The sequence below is a fragment of the Pseudoalteromonas citrea genome, assembly GCF_000238375.3.
GTDB classification, from domain to species: Bacteria; Pseudomonadota; Gammaproteobacteria; order Enterobacterales; family Alteromonadaceae; genus Pseudoalteromonas; species Pseudoalteromonas citrea.
Genome location: NZ_AHBZ03000021.1, coordinates 129,603 through 150,756, shown reverse-complemented (window position 1 = coordinate 150,756; position 21,154 = coordinate 129,603). Strand labels below are relative to the sequence as shown.

Annotated in this window: 12 protein-coding genes; all 12 read left to right on the top strand. The window is 41.0% G+C overall.

The annotated features are described in order from the left end of the window. Window positions 1-36: 36 nt before the first annotated feature. The 12 genes from pepN to uup all read left to right on the top strand — a co-directional run bounded on the left by pepN (window position 37) and on the right by uup (window position 21,153). A complete protein-coding gene (pepN, locus tag PCIT_RS12530; RefSeq protein ID WP_040696609.1) occupies window positions 37-2,637 on the top strand; it encodes an aminopeptidase N in 2,601 nt (866 codons plus the stop codon). Between the two features lie 3 nt (window positions 2,638-2,640). Further along, the gene (locus tag PCIT_RS12525; protein ID WP_010363942.1) at window positions 2,641-2,862 is read left to right on the top strand and encodes a DUF2835 family protein; all 222 of its coding nucleotides are present in this window, start codon (window positions 2,641-2,643) and stop codon (window positions 2,860-2,862) included. A gap of 238 nt (window positions 2,863-3,100) precedes the next feature. Further along, entirely contained in the window at window positions 3,101-5,218 is a 2,118-nt protein-coding gene (locus PCIT_RS12520; protein WP_010363941.1) for a DUF1302 domain-containing protein, read from the top strand. 11 nt (window positions 5,219-5,229) lie between these two features. Further along, entirely contained in the window at window positions 5,230-6,597 is a 1,368-nt protein-coding gene (locus PCIT_RS12515) for a DUF1329 domain-containing protein (RefSeq protein WP_010363939.1), read from the top strand. A 97-nt stretch (window positions 6,598-6,694) separates the two neighbouring features. Continuing rightward, window positions 6,695-7,690, top strand: coding sequence for a YCF48-related protein (locus tag PCIT_RS12510; RefSeq protein ID WP_010363938.1), 996 nt, complete (start codon window positions 6,695-6,697; stop codon window positions 7,688-7,690). Continuing rightward, entirely contained in the window at window positions 7,690-10,020 is a 2,331-nt protein-coding gene (locus tag PCIT_RS12505) for an efflux RND transporter permease subunit (protein ID WP_010363937.1), read from the top strand. Before PCIT_RS12510 ends, PCIT_RS12505 begins: the two co-directional genes overlap by 1 nt. A 202-nt stretch (window positions 10,021-10,222) precedes the next feature. After that, window positions 10,223-15,061 (top strand): NAD-glutamate dehydrogenase, encoded by a 4,839-nt coding sequence (locus PCIT_RS12500; RefSeq protein WP_010363936.1) that lies wholly within the window; start codon window positions 10,223-10,225, stop codon window positions 15,059-15,061. A gap of 98 nt (window positions 15,062-15,159) precedes the next feature. Beyond that, window positions 15,160-16,170, top strand: coding sequence for a quinone-dependent dihydroorotate dehydrogenase (gene pyrD, locus PCIT_RS12495; RefSeq protein WP_010363935.1), 1,011 nt, complete (start codon window positions 15,160-15,162; stop codon window positions 16,168-16,170). A 122-nt stretch (window positions 16,171-16,292) separates the two neighbouring features. Next, complete coding sequence (locus PCIT_RS12490) at window positions 16,293-16,823, top strand: cell division protein ZapC domain-containing protein (protein WP_040696604.1); 531 nt, start codon at window positions 16,293-16,295, stop codon at window positions 16,821-16,823. Window positions 16,824-16,891: 68 nt separating this feature from the next. Next, the gene (rlmKL, locus tag PCIT_RS12485) at window positions 16,892-19,003 is read left to right on the top strand and encodes a bifunctional 23S rRNA (guanine(2069)-N(7))-methyltransferase RlmK/23S rRNA (guanine(2445)-N(2))-methyltransferase RlmL (protein ID WP_010363933.1); all 2,112 of its coding nucleotides are present in this window, start codon (window positions 16,892-16,894) and stop codon (window positions 19,001-19,003) included. Further along, window positions 18,996-19,226 (top strand): glutaredoxin family protein, encoded by a 231-nt coding sequence (locus tag PCIT_RS12480; RefSeq protein ID WP_010363932.1) that lies wholly within the window; start codon window positions 18,996-18,998, stop codon window positions 19,224-19,226. The genes rlmKL and PCIT_RS12480 overlap by 8 nt, the downstream gene beginning before the upstream one ends. Window position 19,227: 1 nt before the next feature. Further along, complete coding sequence (uup, locus tag PCIT_RS12475) at window positions 19,228-21,153, top strand: ATP-binding cassette ATPase Uup (protein ID WP_010363931.1); 1,926 nt, start codon at window positions 19,228-19,230, stop codon at window positions 21,151-21,153. Window position 21,154: the final 1 nt, after the last annotated feature.

Below are 21,154 nucleotides of genomic sequence, written 5' to 3'. Positions count from 1 at the left end.
TTACGCCCCAATTTGAATTGGGGCGTTTTTAAGGAAATGAATATGCAAGAAAAGCCACAAGCAAAATACCTGAAAGATTATCAACCTCCATCACACCAAATCTCTCACTTGGATTTGTCATTTGATTTAAACTCAACCGCCACATCGGTTATTTCAAAAGCCCATTATATTGCGCAAAGCGGTGAAACCGAGTTAAGCCTCAATGGCGTTGAACTAAAACTAGTACACGTGCTGGTTAATGGTGTTGCGCATACAGATTTTGAACAATCAACGACTCATCTATTACTTAGCGCCTTACCAAATGCTTTTGATTTAGAGATCCACACTGAGATCTCACCAAGCACAAATACCTCGCTTGAAGGGCTATATCAGTCTGCGGGTGCATACTGTACTCAATGTGAAGCTGAGGGTTTTCGAAAGATCACGTATTTTTTAGATAGACCCGATGTATTAACGACGTACGATGTCACCATTGTTGGAGATAAGTCGATTCCTTACTTGTTATCTAACGGTAATAAAGTGGACGAGGGAACTACCGAAGACGGTCGTCATTTTGCTAAGTGGCAAGACCCATTTAAAAAGCCAAGTTATTTGTTTGCTTTGGTTGCGGGTGATTTTGATGTCTTAAAAGATGAATTTATTACCAGTTCTGGTCGTTCAGTTGAACTGGCTTTATTTGTTGATAAAGGCAATTTGGATAAAGCCCCTCATGCTATGGGATCACTTAAACGCGCGATGGCATGGGACGAAAGTCGATTTGATCTAGAGTACGATCTAGATATATATATGATTGTGGCGGTTGATTTTTTCAATATGGGTGCGATGGAAAACAAAGGGTTAAATGTTTTTAATAGCGCGTGTGTATTGGCAAATCAACAAACAGCAACAGACCGAGATTACCATACCATTGAGTCAATTGTAGGTCATGAGTACTTCCACAATTGGACTGGCAACCGAGTAACCTGTCGAGATTGGTTCCAATTATCGCTAAAAGAAGGCCTAACAGTATTTCGTGATCAAGAGTTTAGTAGCGACCTTGGGTCTAGAGGGCTAAACCGTATTGATGCAGTGATGGCAATGAGAGCGCACCAATTTGCTGAAGATGCAGGCCCTATGGCACACCCAATTAGACCACAACAAGTAATAGAAATGAATAATTTCTATACTGTGACTGTTTACAACAAAGGTGCAGAAGTCATTAGAATGATGCACAGTTTGCTTGGTGAGCAGGGGTTCCAACAGGGAATGAAGTTATATTTTGACAGGCATGATGGACAGGCGGTGACGTGTGATGATTTTGTTAGTGCAATGCAAGATGCCAGTGGTGTAGCCTTACAGCAGTTTAAACTGTGGTATGAACAGATTGGTACACCTACATTGGATGTGAAGACGCACTATGATGATCAAGCGAAAACGTTCACTGTTAATGTGAGCCAATATCATGCACAGAACGACCCTGTATCTGAGCCGCTACATATTCCGTTTGCGATTGAGCTATTAGACAGTGCTGGCGATGCAATCCCACTCATTTTTAGCGGCCGTGAAGTTGCTAAAACTTTAAGCCTAACCGCTGATACTCATCAATTTGTATTTGAAAAAATTGACTCAATGCCGGTACCTGTCTTGTTAGAGGACTTCTCAGCACCTTGCATCGTTAAATACGATTATCAACTCCCACAGCTACTGCATATTATTAAACATGCCAGCAGCGACTATGCGCGTTGGGAAGCGATGCAACAGGCTTTCTCTTTAGAAGTCAAAACAGGTGTAGAACAGCTCAATGAGGGCAATATATATAGCCTTCATTCGACGCTACTTAACACGCTTAAAGAACTTGTGGCCCAACTAAGTGGTGACGTTGCGTTACTGGCTGAACTTTTGACCTTGCCAAATTTCGATGCCTTAGCTGCAATGTTTGAAGTAGTGCCTGTCGATGCGCTGGTGAAAGTTATCCATAGCTTTAAACAAGATATTGCTAATAACTTAGTTGTTGAGCTTAAAACAGCATTCAGCGCTTCTCAAGAGTATGGACAGTTATCACATGATGGTGTGTCAGCGCGCGCAATGAAGAACATATGCCTATATTATCTCGCGTTAGTGAACGACAGTGAAATACAGGACTGGATCCGTGTGCAAAGTGAGAGTGAGAATATGACGTTGAAATTAGGGGCATTGAAGGCTGCTACGTCAGCCGAACTTGATTGCTCTTATAAACTGATGGATAAATTCGATGCTGCATGGCGACATGACCTACTAGTGATGGACAAGTGGTTTTCTTTGCAGGCAACGATTGATACAGATACTACGATTGACACCTTATACAAGCTTTATGAGCACCCGTGCTTTGATAAATCAAACCCTAACAGAGTGCGTGCATTAGTCGGAAGTTTTGCGCGTAATAACCCCGCTCAATTTCACCGAGAAGATGGCGCAGGTTATAAGCTATTGGGCGATTTATTAATCGAATTGAATGGCATAAATCCACAGAATGCGTCTCGCATGGTCACGCCATTTATGTCGTGGCGTCAATTTGACGGTAAGCGTCAAGATGGCATGAAGGCGCAATTACAGCGCTTGGCAGACTTACCTAATTTAAGTGACGATTTATACGAAAAAGTTGAGAAAGCACTGAGCTAGGTTATGCAAGAGTACTTTTTTAGCATGTATTTAGACTATGAACAGTGCTTAGATTTTTATAATGGCAGCATTAAATTTGTTCAGGTAGTAGAAGACGGCGGGAAGCGAATTCGCTTCCCGGTTATCCATGTAAGAAAATTTGTATCGTCTATAGGGATCCGTGGACGTTTTCGGCTCTGTTTAGATGAGCAAAGTGCATTCATTTCGCTTGAAAAAATAGCTTAGTGATGACGTTTTCTTATGACTAATATTGTATTTTTGTTAAATGAGTTTGTTATAAACTTAAATTACGTGTTATATATTATCTGGTAGGACGTCTTACCATGAGTAATATAGAGCCTAAAACGTTAAAAAATCACCGATTGAACGCGTTCTATTTGTAATTTGACTTAATCGCTTCTATCGTTACGACAACAAAAAACAATAACTTGATTATAAAAACCCGCTCTAAGGGGGAGAAATAATGATAAAAAGATCGCTCTTTGTTAAAAACAAAATAATGCTCGGTCTTAGTGCTGCAGCGTTGACGCTGGGCAGTTCACCTTTGCTCGCTGCAAATTTTGAAGTCGGTGACTTTGAAATTACATTCGATTCTACTTTTTCCTACGGACAAAGTATCCGTGTTGAGGATCGAGATTTTCAATATATCGGTAAAAGTAATCACCCAAGGTTTAACTGGGACGGCTATAACGCTTTGATTGGTAATACTGTTTATTCATCAGCGGAAGTATGGGCAAACTCAGGTGCCTACTCAAACAATGGTGATGCGGGGAACTTAAATTTTGATTCAGGAGACACCTTCTCACAGCTTGTGAAAGGGACTCATGACTTTGGCATAACCAAAGACAATTACGGTTTCTTTTCTCGCTTTATGTATTTTTACGATTTTGCGATGGAAGATGGTGATTTTGCATATCGTAACCCAGTATCGGGTGGAAAAGTCGATCCATGCGCGGATGACGATACGAAAAAGCAAGTGTGTTCTGACATTCGCTTGTTAGATGCGTTTGTATGGGCTGACTTTGATCTTAATGGTGGCAATAACCCACTTTCAGTTAGACTAGGTCAACAAGTGGTGAATTGGGGCGAAAGCACGCTTATTTCCCATGGTATTAACGTTAACCCTGTCGACATTGACCGCCTAAAAGCGCCGGGCTCTGAATTGAAAGAAGCATTTATTCCGGTAGGTATGCTTTGGGCATCGCTAGGGATCACTGAAAACATAACGTTGGAAGGTTTTTATCAGTACCAATGGCATGAAACGCGTTTACCTGCTTCAGGAAGTTATTTCTCTACAAACGACTTCGCTTCTGAAAATGGGTATGGTCAAAATATACAGCTTGGTTTTACATCGAACCCTGATATTGACCTAATGCACTTAAGTGATTCTTTAAATGGCTTACAAGCCAATTGGCTGGGTGCATTAGCCTCACAAGGTTTAGATACCTCTGACCCCAGTGTTTTGAGCAGTGCCTCAGCGCAAACCCTCCTTGCAAGTATGTATTTACAATATCCAACGAAAGTTGCGCTAAAAGGCAAAGGTGATGCGGGTAAAGTGGAGCCAAAAGACTCTGGTCAGTATGGTCTACGTTTAGGTATTTATTCTCCTGAGCTTAACGATACAGAATTTGCTTTGTACTACATCAACTACCATAGTCGCCGTCCATTGATATCAGGTAAAGCATCTGATTTTACAAACGCTGCGGTTGGTGCAGATCTGCAATATATTTCGCAAAATACCATTACAGAAGACAACATTACTAACCTAAAAGCATTTACTCAGGGTCAAATTGCGTATCCTGAAGACATTAAACTTTACGGCCTTAGTTTTAATACAGCGATAGGTGAAACAGCATTTGCTGGTGAGTTCACTTACCGTCAAGATGAGCCTCTTCAAATTGATGATGTAGAGTTATTGTATGCTGGTATGGTAGAGCAGTTAGCTTATGCGGGTCGTCGTGATGATTTTGCTGGTTTCTCACAACTGAGCGAAGGGGATGCGGTGAGTTACGTAAACCCAGGTGAGATCGCACAAGGCTACGTCTTGAAAGATACAATGCAGCTACAATTTACGGCGACACACTTGTTTGGTCCAAGTCTTGGTGCCGACAGCTGGGCAGTGGTTGGTGAAGTCGGTGGTGTGACAATCAAAGATATGCCTAGCTATGACGAATTACGTTTGAATGTAGCGGGTACAGGCAGAAGTGGTACAGTCGAAGGGTTAACAGGACGTAGCTATGACCTTATTCACCAAGCGGTGTCTAATGGGCCTGAGGTTAATCCCTTCCCGTCAGCTTCAGCATGGGGTTACCGACTTATCGCGAAGGGTGACTATAACAACTTATTTGCAGGGGTTAACTTTTCTCCACGTGTCGTTTTTTCGCATGATGTAAATGGTATTACTCCTGACCCAATGTTTTTGTTTGTAGAAGATCGTAAATCACTGGGCGTGACTATGAACTTCAACTATCAAAATGCATGGTCATTTGATTTTGGCTACAACACATTCTGGGGTGGTGGTGCAACCAACACATTTGCAGACCGTGATTTTGTATCTTTCAATATTAAGTATTCAATTTAAGGGCTTTCAGTATGTTTAGAAAACCTACATTTATCGCCGCTACAATAATAGCAATGCTCTCAGCACCAAGTGCGATGGCAAAGATGTCGGCAGAAGAAGTAGCACGTTTAGGTGCAGATCTAACACCAATTGGTGCGCAAAAAGCAGGTAACGCCGATGGTTCCATTCCAGCCTGGTCTGGTGGGATCACGAAGCCTCCAGCTAATTACAAGCCTGGAATGCATCACCCAGATCCGTTCGCAGATGACAAAGTTTTATTTACGATTGATAAGTCAAATTTAGATAAGTACAAGTCATTACTGAGCCCTGGTCAGGTTTCGCTTTTCGAGACTTACCCAGATACGTTTAAAATGAATGTGTATGAAACACGCAGAACAGCTGCTTATCCGCAATTTGTTTATGACGCAACAAAACAGTACGCATCTACCGCTGAGCTTATTGAAGGTGGTAACGGTATTAAAAATACCGCGATTGGGATCCCGTTCCCTGTACCAAAAAATGGTCTAGAAGCAATCTGGAATCATTTATTAAGATATCGTGGTTTGTCTATTGCACGTTTTGGTGGGCAGGCGATGCCAACTGAGTCGGGTTCTTATAATGTCATTGGTTTTGATGAAAAGTTATTAGTTAAATATTCAGATCCAAGTGCAACACCTGATGAGCTTAGAGAGTCAAACGTGTTGTTTAAGTTTAAGCAAAAAGTAACTCAACCGGCCCGATTGGCAGGTACTGCTTTGCTTGTGCATGAAACGATGGACCAAATTTTGACACCACGTCAGGCTTGGACATATAACACAGGTCAGCGTCGAGTGCGTCGAGCGCCTAACGTTGCTTATGATGCACCAGGAACAGCCTCAGATAGTCTACGTACGACTGATGACTTTGATATGTTTAACGGCTCACCAAACCGTTACAATTGGACATTGAAAGGCAAGCAAGAGCTGTACATTCCATACAATAGCTATAAGTTACATAGTGATAAGCTAAAGTATGAAGACATTCTTATGGCCGGTCATGTTAACCCCGAGCATGTGCGTTATGAAAAGCACCGTGTATGGGTGGTTGAAGCCAACTTAAAAGAAGGAACGCGTCATATTTATAAAAAGCGTGTCTTCTATATAGATGAAGACAGTTGGCAAATTCATGTTGCTGATCTTTATGATAATCGAGATCAAATGTATCGAGTAGCGATGGCACATGGTTTAAACTATTATGATGTACCTACTCATTGGAGTACATTAGATGTGTATCATGATCTTAATTCTCGTCGTTACCTAGCAATCGGCCTAGATAACGAAGAAAAGATGTATGACTTCAGCAAGTCGTTCCAAGATAATGAGTTTACACAAAGCGCATTACGTCGCGAAGGTAAGCGTTAATATAACGTTACTTCCACCTTGCCAATAGCCATAGGGCTATTGGCATTTCATATCTAGGCGAACTCTCGCCGTTCATATAGCATTTTGAGTAGTCAGCATGATTAAAAAAACCATTGCTAGTATATTTATGCTGTTTGTAATTTCTGCAAATAGTTACGCTGTGCCGGAGGCCGCACTTCAAGTACAGTCACCTGAAAAAACCTTATTTACTGATATTACATATAATGGGTCTAGCTTAATTGCTGTAGGTAAGCATGGCACGGTTGTAACAAGTTTGGATGGCAAAGCATGGCAGCAAGCAAATGTACCAGTGCAAGTATTATTGACAGCAGTTACCTCGTTAAGTGCAAATTTGTCGTGGGCGTGTGGCCACGATGGCACTATTTTATTTAGTCGTGACGACGGTCGAAACTGGGAAATTCAACAATACTCCCCAGATATCGGTAAACCTTGTTTAGACATCGAATTTAAAGACGCAGATAATGGCTATGCTATCGGCGCATATGGCATGTTTTATAGCACACAAGATGGTGGTAAAACCTGGCATAAAAAGTTTATTAATGAGTTTGTCCACCCCGATGACAAAGAATATTTGGCGCAATTAAAAGAAGAAGATATTGCCGCTTATGAAGAAGAAACCCAGTTTATCCTGCCACATTTTAATCGACTATTGTTATTAGAAGGCAAACAGGTTTTAGTCGGTGAAATGGGGCTTGTAGCACTCAGTGACGATGATGGTAAGTCATGGCAGAGATTAGAGGAATTTTACCCAGGATCGTTTTTTACAGTGGCTAAACATAAAAATAACCAACTAATAGTTGCTGGGTTAAGAGGAAATGCCTTTGTTACTGATATTGATAAACTCGATTTTAACGCATTACCCATAAATACAACAGCGACGATTAATTCTATTGTGCAGGTAGGTCAACAAGCTTATTTGTTAGCGAATAGTGGCTTTATTTTCAAATACGGTACTCAAGTAGCGCAATCGCAACTTGAAAGTGGTTATTCTGTACTTGCGGCAGTAAAGCTTAACAATAAGTTGTTTATGGCAACAGAGAAAGGGTTAGTAGCTTGGGAGGTAGAGCAGTAATGCAAGCTATATTAAGTAAACTTGAATATATGGTGTTTCGACATAGGTTGATAGTGGTTGTTTTGTTCAGCTTGCTGACGGCAGTGCTGGGCTATAAAGCGACTCACATTCAACTCGATGCCTCATTTAATAAAAATATTCCGCTGCAGCATGAGTATATGCAGCTGTATTTAAAACATGAAAAGCAGTTTGGTGGGGCTAATAGTATTTTACTTTCCGTTTGTGATGAAAGTGGAGATATTTTTAATGCCGACTTTTTCGCGCAGCTGAAAGCAGTTCATGATCAGCTTTATTTTATCCCCGGTGTCAATCGACCACTAGTGAATTCTATTTTCTCGCCAAGCGCGCGCTTTGTTGAAGTTGTAGAAGATGGTTTTGCGGGTGGACCTATAATTCCTGCCAACTTTTCGCCAACAGAGCAAGGTTTAGCAACAGTAAAGCAAAACATTGAAAAAGCGAACGTCGTGGGCAGAATGATTGCCAGTGATTATAGCTGTGCAATGGTGTCAGCTCAATTAATGGAGATAGATCCGCAAACACAACAAAAGCTAGATACATTGGCGTTTGCTGAAAAGCTAGAAGATGAGATCAGAAAGCCACTAAGCACAGAGTCAGTCTCAATTCATATCATTGGTTTTGCCAAAATGGCTGGCGATATTGCAGATGGTGCAAAAGGGGTGGTGTTCTTTTTTGCCTTAGCTATTGCGTTTACTTTCATCATGGTTTGGTTGTTTTGTAAGAGCTTTAAGCTAACCCTGTTACCAATAGCGTGTTCATTTATTGCTGTTGTGTGGCAACTTGGACTGCTGTCGACATTGGGTTTTGGCTTAGATCCTATGTCTATTCTTGTGCCATTTTTGGTTTTTGCTATTGGCGTAAGTCATGGTGTGCAAATGATCAATGCGATAGGTAAAAAGGTCGCTGAGGGCGTTTCAAGTAAGGTAGCTGCTCAAGCGAGCTTTAAAGCACTCTTGATCCCTGGCGGGATTGCATTACTTTCAGACACAGTTGGTTTTTTGACTTTGTTAGCCATTGATATAGGTATAATTCGTGAATTAGCGATCACTGCCAGTTTAGGTGTTGCGGTGATTATATTTACTAATCTAGTGTTACTCCCTATTTTGGCTTCGTATTTTAATTCAAGCAAAATAAAGCGTGTAGATGATGGTAATAGTAAGTCTAATAAAGCATTTACTATGGTTAGGGAATGTTTGGTTAAAGCCACAGATAAAAAGTGGGCACGAGTTATTTTGTTTGTGTCGGCTATTTTATTTGTGTTTGGCTATTGGCAAGCTCAGAGCATGCGCATAGGTGATTTACATGCCGGTGCCCCGGCCTTGCATCAAGACGCACGATATAATCAGGACACGTTCTTAATATCAGATAGATATGCCATTTCGTCAGATATTTTAAAGGTTATTGTTGAGGCTTATCCTGCAGCGTGTACTGAGCATGACACCATGGAGCGTATTAGCCGTTTTCAGTGGCGGGTTGAGAACTTAGCTGGCGTACAATCAGCGGTTTCTCTGTCTTCTGTCGCACAAGCTGTAAACACGGGTTACAACGAAGGTAATCTAAAATGGCAGACCTTGCCCAGAAATAGCGCCTCTTTGGTTCAGGCTACTTCTCGAGTTGAGACCAGCACCGGTTTATTGAACGGCGACTGCTCTGTGATGCCAGTGATCATTTTCATGCAAGACCACAAAGCGGAGACAATTGATCATGTCATTTCAAATATAAAGTTATTTGCAGAAGAAGAGGGCACAGATAAGGTTGCCTTTAAGCTGGCATCAGGGCCAATCGGTGTTATGGCCGCTACAAATGAATCAGTTGCAGCAGCTCAGTTACCTATGATGATTTATGTTTATGGTGCTGTGATTATTTTATGTTTGGTCAGTTTTAGAAGTGTGAAAGCAACTATTGCTGTTGTGTTACCACTTTATATCGTGTCGACATTAGCACAGGCACTGATGGTTAAACTTGAGATTGGACTGACTGTATCTACCCTACCGGTTATTGCATTGGGGGTGGGTATTGGTGTGGATTATGGTATTTATATATTGTCATCGATGATGGGTCAATTAAAGCAAGGGGTGCCATTAACTGCAGCGTATCGAAACGCATTAGCTGAACGAGGCAGTGCGGTTTTATTTACGGGAATTACATTAGCAATTGGTGTGAGTACCTGGATATTCTCCGCGCTGAAGTTCCAAGTTGATATGGGCATATTATTAACCTTCATGTTTTTGGTTAATATGTTGGGTGCCGTGCTGTTATTACCTGCTATAGGCACGCTACTGTGGACCGACCAGAAAAAAAACTGTGAATAATTGTGCTTTAGAATGGCCATGATTGGCCATTTATATCTATATTTTGTGAATAGATGAGCAAATAGCTGAAAAGGCTAAAATGTTTTCATCGAAAAAGCTGTTTATTAGCGCTAGAAAGGTTAAAATTCATTTGACTCCACGCTAATAAATGGCTGTACAAATAATCTACCGTTCAAAGGTGGTATAGATTAAGGAACACATAATGACACAAAATGAAGGTTCAGCATCGGTTATTCTTGATAACGTCTGCAAGTTGATTCATAAGAAAGTTCATGCCGAAAACGTGTCACTCGTTGAAACATTCGCCAAAGCCTTGTACAGCAACATGTCTAAAGAGGATTTGGCCAATCGTAACGACAGTGACCTATATGGCGCCGCACTTAGTCTTTGGAACTCTCTAGAACAAAACACTTCGGATGATGCGGTCATTCGTGTTTTTAACCCAGAAGTCGCGAAAGATGGATGGCAGTCGTCACACACGATTGTTGAGATCATAGCTAAAGACATGCCTTTCTTGGTTGATTCTGTTCGTATGGCATTAAGCCGCGAAAATATTGCATCTCACCTGTTACTTCATTGCCCTTTAAAAATAAAGCGCAGTGACAATGGGCAAATAAGCGACCTGACGAACTTAAAAACAGAACAAGAACTTACTTCGACAAAAACCGTTTTCTTCATTGAAATTGACCGCCAGACCGATGAAGCAATCATAGAATCTTTTAAAACAGAGCTTGAGTCGGTATTAAAAGATGTCTCGGTTGCTGTTACGGATTGGTTGGCAATTCGAGAAAGGCTGGTTTCGGTCAGTAAAGAGTTACCGTCAAGAGATTCAGAGTGTAGCAAAGCTGAAATTAATGAGACGGTTGAGTTTCTCGATTGGTTAGTTCGCGATAATTTTACTTTTATGGGTTATCGCCAATACGATTTGTGCCCAGTGCAAGGGGATCATGAATTAAAACCAGTTGCGGGAACAAGTCTTGGCCTGATGAAAAACTCATCATCAGAAGGCAGTCGCCTTCTATCAGAGTTACCGGAAGTCGCACGCAAAGAAGCGCGTAGTAAAAATTTACTGATTTTGACTAAAACCAACTCATTATCGCGTGTTCATCGCCCAGCATACGTTGATTATGTAGGCATTAAACGATTTGATGATAAAGGAAACGTTATTGGTGAAGATCGCTTCATTGGTTTGTTCTCATCAAGCTTCTACAATAACAGTGCTGCAGATGTACCCGTTTTAAAATCAAAGATTAACCGTATTATGCAAATGTGTGATTTTGCTCAGGGCACTCACGCATATAAAGCGGTATTGAATATTTTAGAAACCTACCCTCGTGATGAGCTTGTGCAGGCTCGTGAAGCAGAATTGCTTGAAGTTGCGATGGGGGTGTTACAAATTCAAGAACGTGATATGTGTCGTTTATTTGTTCGTAAAGACATATATGGTCGCTTCTTATCGTGCATGGTATATGTTCCTCGTGAGCGTTATAACACTGCACTTCGTCGTGAAACTCAGCAACTTTTAGCAAATGCGTTTCAGTCTTCTGAAAAGGTTGAGTTCACAACTTATTTCTCCGAGTCTACGCTTGCACGAACGCATTACACCGTGCGCGTAGCTGACAACAACATTGAATATAACGTGAAAGACATCGAAAACAACTTGGTTGAAGCCGCTCGTACTTGGGAAGACAAACTACAAGGTGCACTACTTGAAAGTGCCGGTGAGTCTAGAGGTAATGAATTAAATCGTAAATATGCAAGTGCGTTCCCACATGCTTATAAAGATCAGGTATTGCCAAGTGCTGCGGTTGTAGATATTGAAAAGCTTGAGCAACTGGATGATGAGCATAAGCTTGAAATGTTGTTTTACCGTCCACAAGAAGAAGCAAACTCGCACATTGTACGTTTAAGCTTGTTCCATAAAGATGAACCAATTCATCTATCGGACGTCATGCCAATGCTGGAAAACTTTGGTCTGCGTGTTATTGGTGAAACACCCTATGCAGTGAAAAGTAATGATGGTCGTGTTAACTGGATCATGGACTTTTCGATGTTGCTAGACAGTAAAGGGGTTGCTGATTTCGATAAAGTATCAGCACGCTTTAGAGCTGCTTTGACTAATGTTTGGAACAATACTTTAGAAAATGATGGTTTTAACCGTTTAGTGCTACTAGGTGGTTTAACTGGTCGAGAAGCATCTATTTTGAGAGCGTATGCAAAATACATGCGCCAGATTGGTGTTACATTCTCACAAACATATATTGAAAGCACATTTGATAACTATCCAAATATTGCAGCCAAGATTGTCGAGCTATTCACTAAGAAGTTTACCCCAGTAAAACCAGCTTCAGAGAAAACACTAGAGAAGCTGATCGCGGGCATTTATGAAGAACTAGAAAATGTAGCAAACTTGGATGATGACAGAATCATTCGTTTGTACGTTGATATGATCAATGCAACGCTTCGTACTAACTTCTTCCAAAAAGAAGCCGATGGTGAAAATAAGTCATATGTATCATTCAAGATCAAATCAAGCGGCATTCCTGATATGCCATTACCTTTGCCAGCATTTGAAATCTTTGTTTACTCACCTCGTGTTGAAGGTGTGCATTTACGTGGTGGTAAAGTTGCCCGTGGTGGCTTGCGTTGGTCTGACCGTCGAGAAGATTTCCGTACGGAAGTACTTGGTCTAGTAAAAGCGCAGCAAGTTAAAAACACGGTGATTGTGCCGGTTGGTTCAAAAGGTGGTTTTGTTTGTAAGCAGCTGCCAAGTGAACGTGACGCATTCTTTAAAGAAGGTCAAGCGTGTTATAAAATCTTCATCCGCGGTTTGTTAGATATTACGGATAATATTATCCACGGTGATATTGTACCGCCAGTTGATGTAGTTCGTCATGATGAAGATGACCCATATCTAGTTGTTGCGGCCGATAAAGGCACAGCTACATTCTCTGATATTGCCAATGGCATTGCTGATGATTATAACTTCTGGCTAGGAGATGCATTTGCATCTGGTGGATCAATCGGTTATGACCATAAAAAAATGGGTATTACAGCAAAAGGTGCTTGGGAGTCTGTAAAACGTCACTTCCGTGAAATGGGGATTGATTGTCAAACAACTGACTTCACAGCAGTAGCCATTGGTGACATGGCGGGAGATGTATTTGGTAATGGTATGCTCGCTTCAAAGCATATTCGTTTACAAGCTGCATTTAACCATATGCATATCTTTATTGACCCGACGCCTGATGCGGCATCTTCATATGTAGAGCGTGACCGCTTATTTGCCTTACCACGTTCTTCTTGGGAAGACTACGATAAGTCTTTAATTTCTGCTGGTGGTGGTATTTTCTCTCGTGCAGCGAAGTCAATTACGCTGACACCAGAAATGAAGAAAATGGTTGGCACGAAAAAAGCCAGCATGACGCCAAATGAACTGATCAAAGCATTGCTTATGATGCCATCAGATCTTCTTTGGAATGGCGGTATTGGCACGTACATCAAGCATAGCAGCGAAACGAGCACCGATGTGGGCGATCGCGCGAATGATGCGCTACGCATAAACGGTTCTGAGCTAGGTACTAAAGTGTTTGGTGAAGGAGGTAACTTAGGTGCGACTCAACTTGGACGTATTGAGTTTGCAGCCAAAGGCGGCCGTATTAACACTGACTTCATTGATAATGTTGGTGGTGTGGCGTGTTCGGATAACGAAGTAAATATTAAGATTTTACTTAATGGCTTGGTTGCTGAAGGTGATTTAACGCAGAAACAGCGTGATGAACTACTGTATTCAATGACTGACGAAGTATCTGAGTTGGTACTTGCAGATTGTTATCGTCAAACGCATACGTTATCGATAACTAAATCTAAAGGTCCTGCAACGCTTAAAGAGAAAGTACGCTTTATTCATGCATTAGAAAAAGACGGTAAGCTTGATCGTAATATTGAGTTTTTACCAACGGATGAAGAGTTAGCAGAGCGTGCAGCGGCGGGTAAAGACTTAACGCGCCCTGAGTTATCAGTGCTAGTTTCTTATTCTAAAATGGTACTTAAAGAGTCTTTAGTTGTTGATGAAGTATCGGAAAATCCGTATTACCGTCAATTACTGGTTACTTCGTTCCCTGTGCCACTTCGCGATAAATTTAATACTGCAATGGATCACCATCCACTGCGAAAAGAAATTATTGCCACCAAGTTAGCGAACAATATCGTCAATGATATGGGCCTAAACTTCATGGTTCGTATGAACGAAGAAACGGGCGCAACGGATAGTGAAATTGCACTGTGTTATTCAATTGCAAGTGCTATTTTTGAGATGAGCGATACGTGGTCGTCTATTGCTGCACTGGATAATAAAATCCCAGCTTCAGTACAAACAGAGATGCTATATCAGTTACGTAGAACGGTTCGCAGAGCAACACGTTGGTTCTTGCGCCATCGAAATAAAGCGATGACGATTGAACAAACTATTGAGTTCTTTACTCCAACGTTTAAAGATGTCAGTGCGAACTTAAATAGTTACATGATTGAAGAAGAGAAAGAGACTATTTCAGCGAAAGCGACTGAATTAGAAGCGCAAGGTGTACCTGCTGACATAGCATTACGTATTGTGTCTTTATCTAGCTTGTTCTCAGTGATGGATTTAGCTGAAGTTGCCGATAACTCGAAACGTAAGATTGACGTTGTATCGAATACTTACTTTAAACTAGGTTCGAGCATGGGCCTTCATTGGTTCTTGGATCAAATTACCGCTCAGCCAGTAGCAAACCATTGGCAAGCGCTTGCACGTGCTTCGTATCGTGAAGAGCTGGATTGGCAGCAACGTTCGTTATCAGAAGTTGTGTTAAATAGCTTCGAAGGTGACGATCATGATGTGAATGCACTCGTTGAGCAGTGGATGGACAGTCAGTCAGCGTTATTACACCGTTGGCAACAAATGCTACTAGAGTTTAAAACTTCGCAAAGCCATGATTTTGCTAAGTTCTCGGTTGCATTACGAGAATTGATGTTACTAAGTCATAACTGTGATACTTCCAAATAAATTATAATTCGTTAAAATACCCCGGCCTTGCTGGGGTATTTTTTTATCTGCTGTTTATGCAGCAGATTTGTGTTACTTAGGATCTTTTAGGAGTTTTCATGTTTTACGATATTGCACGACGTTATATGTTTAGCCGCGATGCTGAATGGGCCCACGACTTTGCATTAAATAACTTACGTCGTTTTGCAAATACACCACTGAGTGCTGCGTGGTCTCAAACAGTGGCTGACAAGCCAGTGAACTTCTTAGGACTTGATTTTAAAAACCCGGTTGGATTGGCAGCAGGGTTAGACAAAAACGCAGAGTGCATAGATGCGTTTGGACAAATGGGCTTTGGTTTTCTTGAAGTCGGTACGGTGACGCCAAGACCTCAAGCTGGAAACGATAAGCCACGTATTTTTAGGCTCCCTGATGCACATGCGGTTATAAATCGTATGGGATTTAATAATAAAGGCGTCGATAATTTAGTTAATAATGTAAAAGCGGCAAAGTATTCTGGGATCTTAGGGATCAATATAGGAAAAAATAAAGATACGCCGAATGAACAGGGTAAAGATGATTACATCCACTGTATGCGTAAAGTATTCGAACACGCGTCATACATTACGGTAAACATCTCATCGCCTAACACACCAGGTTTACGTGATCTTCAATACGGAGATGCACTCGATGATTTGCTTGAAAGCTTGAAGAGTGAGCAAATGGATCTAATTGCAAAACACAATAAATCAGTGCCTATGCTTGTTAAAATAGCGCCTGATATCGACGCGGTACAAGTTGCTCAAATAGCTGAATCACTTACAAAAAACCGTATCGATGGCGTGATTGCGACCAATACGACACTGGAACGCACTGCGGTTCAGGGCATGCAATATGCTGAAGAAGCCGGAGGTTTATCTGGTCGTCCCGTTCGAGAAAAGTCGACTTTTGTTGTTGATGAATTAAGACGTATTACCGAGGGTAAGTTACCAATAATAGGCGTTGGTGGCATAGACTCAGCAGAATCAGCAAAAGAGAAACTCTCTGCTGGAGCAGACTTGATACAGGTTTACACAGGCTTTATATATGAAGGTCCAGGTTTGGTAAAAAGGATCGTTGACGGGTTATAAGGATCCGTTATATAACAAAATGATCCTAAACAAATTGTTATTATAAAAAATTTCACAGTTTAGGTTTTTTAGTTATACTCCCATCTACTATTACATAATTATAAATAGTTGGTGGGAGTAGTATTGTGCAAGCATCTAAAGAATGGCAGTGGCAGTTATGTAGCCAACGAAATCGCTTGCTCGTAAACCTAGGCGAAGACCTGAGTTTATGCACCCCATTCAGACAGCGTCAGTTAACGCAAGATATTGTTCACAGTCCAAGTTTTAGCTTAAATGAAGCTGGCTACTATCAAAATGTGTTTGCCTACCTATGCAAATTTGCAGTGTGGAGTGAAGCACAATGTTGTCAAATTGCACTGAACGCAACCGCTGCAAAGTTTTATTTGTTGCCAGTACAAGCAAAGAGTTGGTTTTTTCATTCTTATCAAGGGAGTGAAGCATGTACCGAGGCGATTGTCAGCTTACACTCTAAAACTCAAACTGGTGAGTTTTTTATCGTTGAGTATTGTGAAAAATCATCACTTTGTATTAACTTGACCGCTAACTTCAAACTTGATGAGCATTTAGAACTTGAACAATTTCAAGCTATCAAGGTTTTGAACGATAGGATATATCCGTTAGTCATCGCTGATAAAATTATCAAATCAGCGTAATCCTGTTACTCCTCCCCGCGTTAACCTATGTTATACTCGCTTTCAATTGAATACATAGGGTTAGCACATTGCAATTTATCGCACTTACATCTATCGGCATAGAGCACTTATTAGCTGAAGAATTAGAACAAGCAGGCGTGACACTGGGTAAACAAAGTGTCGGTTCGGTCCGATTTGAAACGGATAATAGCACCGCGCAAAGAATTTGTATGATGACGCGCTTTGCCACTCGGATCATGCTTTTAATTGATGAAAGTGAAGAGATATCTAATAAAGATGCGCTCTATAAATTTGCCCGCTTTCAAGCATGGCAAGATTGGTTCGGGCCAACACAAACATTTGCGATTGAGTTTAATGGGACCAACACCGAACTAAAAAATACGCAATTTTCAGGCTTAGTCATTAAAGATGGAGTTGTAGACTATTTTAATGATTTATATGAACAACGGCCAAATGTTGATAAATCTGAGCCAAATATTCGAATTATAGCGAAACTTAATCGCGATAAATGCGCGTTATATATTGATTATTCGGGACCGCGTTTATCTGACCGTGGTTATAGAACCAAACAAGGTAAAGCACCTATCCGTGAGCACTTAGCTGCCGCGTTAGTTAAGCGCAGTGGCTGGTTGGATGACATTACGCAACCTTTATTTGATCCATGTTGCGGCTCGGGTACGCTGTTGATTGAAGCGGCGGGTATGGCAAATAACGCACCAACCAATACCGATCGTGAATTCGCTTTTAAGCGCCTACCAAGTTTTCGAAAAGCGAAGTTTGATATAGTTAAAGCCGAACTTAAAGAACAGCAGCAAGATAATAACTTATGGTTGGTTGGTTCAGATATTGACAGTAAGCTAGTTGAAGTGGCTGAGCAAAATGCTGACCGTGCTGGTGTGAGCAATACAATTAAGTTTAAGCAAGGTGACGCGAATCAATTGAGAAGCATTGCTAAACGTCCAGGTGTTGTGATCAGTAACTTACCTTACGGTGAACGTATTGGTTCAATGGCTGAGTTAGTCAATTTACACCGTAATATGGGTGTGGCATTTAAAAAATACTTTCCTAATTGGAAGCTGGCTTTATTAGGTACAGATGATAGTTTGTTTAAACTATTGAAGTTATCGCGCGAAAAACGTTATAAATTTAAGAATGGCCCACTAGATGCTGAATTTAATCTATATGAATTAAATGAGCGCCAAGTGAATCAGAATGAACGTGCGACAGGGCTTAATTATGAAGGGTCAAGCGCGTTCGCGAATCGAGTAAAAAAGAACAAGCAAGCACTAAAATCATGGCTTAAAAAAGAGCAGGTTACTGCATATCGCGTATATGATGCAGATATCCCAGAATACAATGTTGCAGTTGATGTATACAACGACTGTGCTGTGATTTTTGAATACGCTGCGCCAAAAGAAATAGAAGATGATGTGGCACAAAAGCGTTTACAAGATGTGATCACATTAACTGCGCAACAGCTCAATATAGAACCTGAGAATATTGCTGTAAAAGTAAGAAAGCGCCAAAAAGGTGAAGCACAATATACGTCAATGGATAAGCAGAATCGCTTTGAGATTGTTGAAGAGTTCGGTGCTAAGTTTAAAGTAAACTTGTTTGATTACCTTGATACTGGGCTATTTTTGGACCACCGCTTAGCACGTCGTTATATTCAAGAAAACGCCAATGGCAAACGTGTACTTAACTTATTTGCATATACTGGCTCTGTGTCGGTTCATGCCGCTTTAGGTGGTGCCAAGGCCGTTACAACTGTAGATATGTCAAAAACGTATTTAAAATGGGCTGAAGAAAATTTTGCACTTAATGAGTTGAAAAATACCCGCTTTAGATTTGAGCAGGCAGACTGTTTGAAGTGGCTTGAGTATGCGCAAGGGCAATATGATTTGATCTTTTTAGATCCTCCTACATTTTCTAACTCAAAGAGAATGAAAGAAGCATTTGACGTTCAGCGTGACCATATTCAGTTATTAACTTGGATAAAAAATATATTGAGTCCGAATGGCACACTCGTTTTTTCCAATAATAAACGCGGTTTTAAAATGGATGAAGTGGCGCTGATTGGGCTAGGGCTTAAAGCCGATAATATTTCAGAGAAAACACTCTCACCAGATTTTAAGCGTAACAAACAAATTCACAATAGCTGGTTGATAACACATGGCTAGGTTTGTTTTATACCATACCGATGGTTGTCACCTTTGTGAGCAAGCGCATTCGCTTGCTCTACAAACTTTATCTGCCACTGATATTGAACTCATTGATATCACGAGCAATGAAGCTTTGATGCAATGTTATCAAACAACTATTCCGGTATTCGAGCGCAAAAGAGATCATGTACAGTTATCATGGCCTTTTGAACTATCTCAAATTCAACAACTCGCAGAATAATATGGATTTAATAAGAATAGCCAAAGCGCAATTGGCGTTTGGAACACACCCCTTGCTAGATAATGCTGATGCAATTATTGAAGCGGGGGAGAGAGTATGTATTGTCGGCCGAAATGGCGCTGGCAAATCGACACTACTAAAAGTGCTTGATGGCGAAGTGTTACTTGATGATGGCGAGATAAATCGTGTCGGTGAACTAAAAATCTCACGATTAGAGCAGGATCCACCTAAAGGGGCTGAAGGCCCTGTGTTTGATTATGTCGCCAGTGGTTTACCTGATATTGCTAATTTGCTTATTGAGTTTAATCAGGTCAATGAAATACTGCAAACAGACCAATCACAAGCTCAACTGAATAAGCTTGAACGTTTATCAACAAAAATTGAAGCTGCAGACGCATGGCGTTTTGAAAGTCGTATTCAAGCCGTATTAAGTCAGCTTGAATTAACGGGTGATATGCGATTAGAAAAGTTGTCAGGTGGGTGGTTGCGTAAAGTAGCGCTTGCCAAAGCATTGGTCTGTGAACCCGATCTACTGCTACTTGATGAACCAACTAACCACTTAGACATGAACAGTGTTATTTGGTTAGAGCAGTTTTTAAAAGAGTTTAAAGGCGGTATTGTATTTATATCTCACGATAGGGCATTTATTCGTGCTGTCGCAACGCGCATATTAGATTTAGACCGAGGCAAGTTAATTTCTTACCCGGGAGATTATGCGACCTATTTAGAACAAAAAGCCCATGATTTAAAAGTAGAAGAAACGCAAAATGCGCTATTTGATAAAAAATTAGCAGAGGAAGAGGCGTGGATCCGACAAGGGATCAAAGCGCGAAGAACACGTAATGAAGGCCGTGTTAGAGCCCTGAAGTCATTACGAACTGAGCGCAAGCAGCGCATAGAACAAGTAGGTAAAACAGACTTTAACATCGAAACAGCCGACCGTTCTGGCAAGTTGGTCTTTGAAGCGCAACATGTTGATCATGCATTTAAAGACAAAGTGATCACGAAAGACTTCTCTACTTTGGTGATGCGAGGCGATAGAGTCGGTCTTGTTGGCCCTAACGGTGTGGGTAAAACAACGCTTCTTAAGTTGCTTTTTGGTAATTTAGCTGCCGATCAAGGCAAAATTAAGCAAGGTGTTAATTTAGAAGTTGCTTATTTTGACCAATATAGAGAAAAACTAGATGAGAATGCAACGGTGCAAGACAACGTCGCAGAAGGTAAGCAAGAAGTTATGATGGGTGGCCGTAGCCGCCATGTACTCGGTTATTTACAAGACTTCCTGTTTCCTCCAGCCAGAGCAAGAACGCCTGTAAAAGCGTTGTCTGGTGGTGAGAAGAATAGACTATTATTGGCGAAACTATTTCTTAAGCCATCAAATATTCTAGTACTGGATGAGCCAACCAATGATCTAGACATCGAAACGCTTGAATTGTTGGAAGAGATCATCAACCAATATCAAGGCACAATCTTGATTGTGAGTCACGACAGGGAGTTTATTGATAATACGTGTAATAGTGTATGGGCGTTCGAAGGGAAAGGCGTGATCACTGAAATTGTTGGCGGGTATAGCGATTATGAACAATATGTTGCTCATCGCGCTGCTCAAGCTAAAGAGTTAGAAAAACTTGATAAACAAAAAACGCAAAAGAACGAAAAATTAAATTCAAAGCCTACCCCGCAATCGAATAACAAAAACACGAAGTTAAGTTACAAATTAAAACTTGAATTAGAAGAGCTGCCAAGTAAAGTAGAGGCGCTTGAGCTTGCATTGGAAGCGCAGCAAGAAATTGTTAACTCCGCCGACTTTTTCAAGCAAGATGCAGAAACAACACAAGCCGCGTTGAACCATTTATCTGACCTTGAGTCGAAGCTTGAAACCTCATTTGAGCGTTGGGAAGAACTTGAAGAATTACAGAATCAGTAGT

What these genes read in the sequence shown, in the direction of transcription:
- pepN (WP_040696609.1), top strand. Translation starts at nt 37, where the DNA reads ATGAATATGCAAGAAAAGCCACAAGCAAAATACCTGAAAGATTATCAA.
- PCIT_RS12525 (WP_010363942.1), top strand. Translation starts at nt 2,641, where the DNA reads ATGCAAGAGTACTTTTTTAGCATGTATTTAGACTATGAACAGTGCTTA.
- PCIT_RS12520 (WP_010363941.1), top strand. Translation starts at nt 3,101, where the DNA reads ATGATAAAAAGATCGCTCTTTGTTAAAAACAAAATAATGCTCGGTCTT.
- PCIT_RS12515 (WP_010363939.1), top strand. Translation starts at nt 5,230, where the DNA reads ATGTTTAGAAAACCTACATTTATCGCCGCTACAATAATAGCAATGCTC.
- PCIT_RS12510 (WP_010363938.1), top strand. Translation starts at nt 6,695, where the DNA reads ATGATTAAAAAAACCATTGCTAGTATATTTATGCTGTTTGTAATTTCT.
- PCIT_RS12505 (WP_010363937.1), top strand. Translation starts at nt 7,690, where the DNA reads ATGCAAGCTATATTAAGTAAACTTGAATATATGGTGTTTCGACATAGG.
- PCIT_RS12500 (WP_010363936.1), top strand. Translation starts at nt 10,223, where the DNA reads ATGACACAAAATGAAGGTTCAGCATCGGTTATTCTTGATAACGTCTGC.
- pyrD (WP_010363935.1), top strand. Translation starts at nt 15,160, where the DNA reads ATGTTTTACGATATTGCACGACGTTATATGTTTAGCCGCGATGCTGAA.
- PCIT_RS12480 (WP_010363932.1), top strand. Translation starts at nt 18,996, where the DNA reads ATGGCTAGGTTTGTTTTATACCATACCGATGGTTGTCACCTTTGTGAG.
- uup (WP_010363931.1), top strand. Translation starts at nt 19,228, where the DNA reads ATGGATTTAATAAGAATAGCCAAAGCGCAATTGGCGTTTGGAACACAC.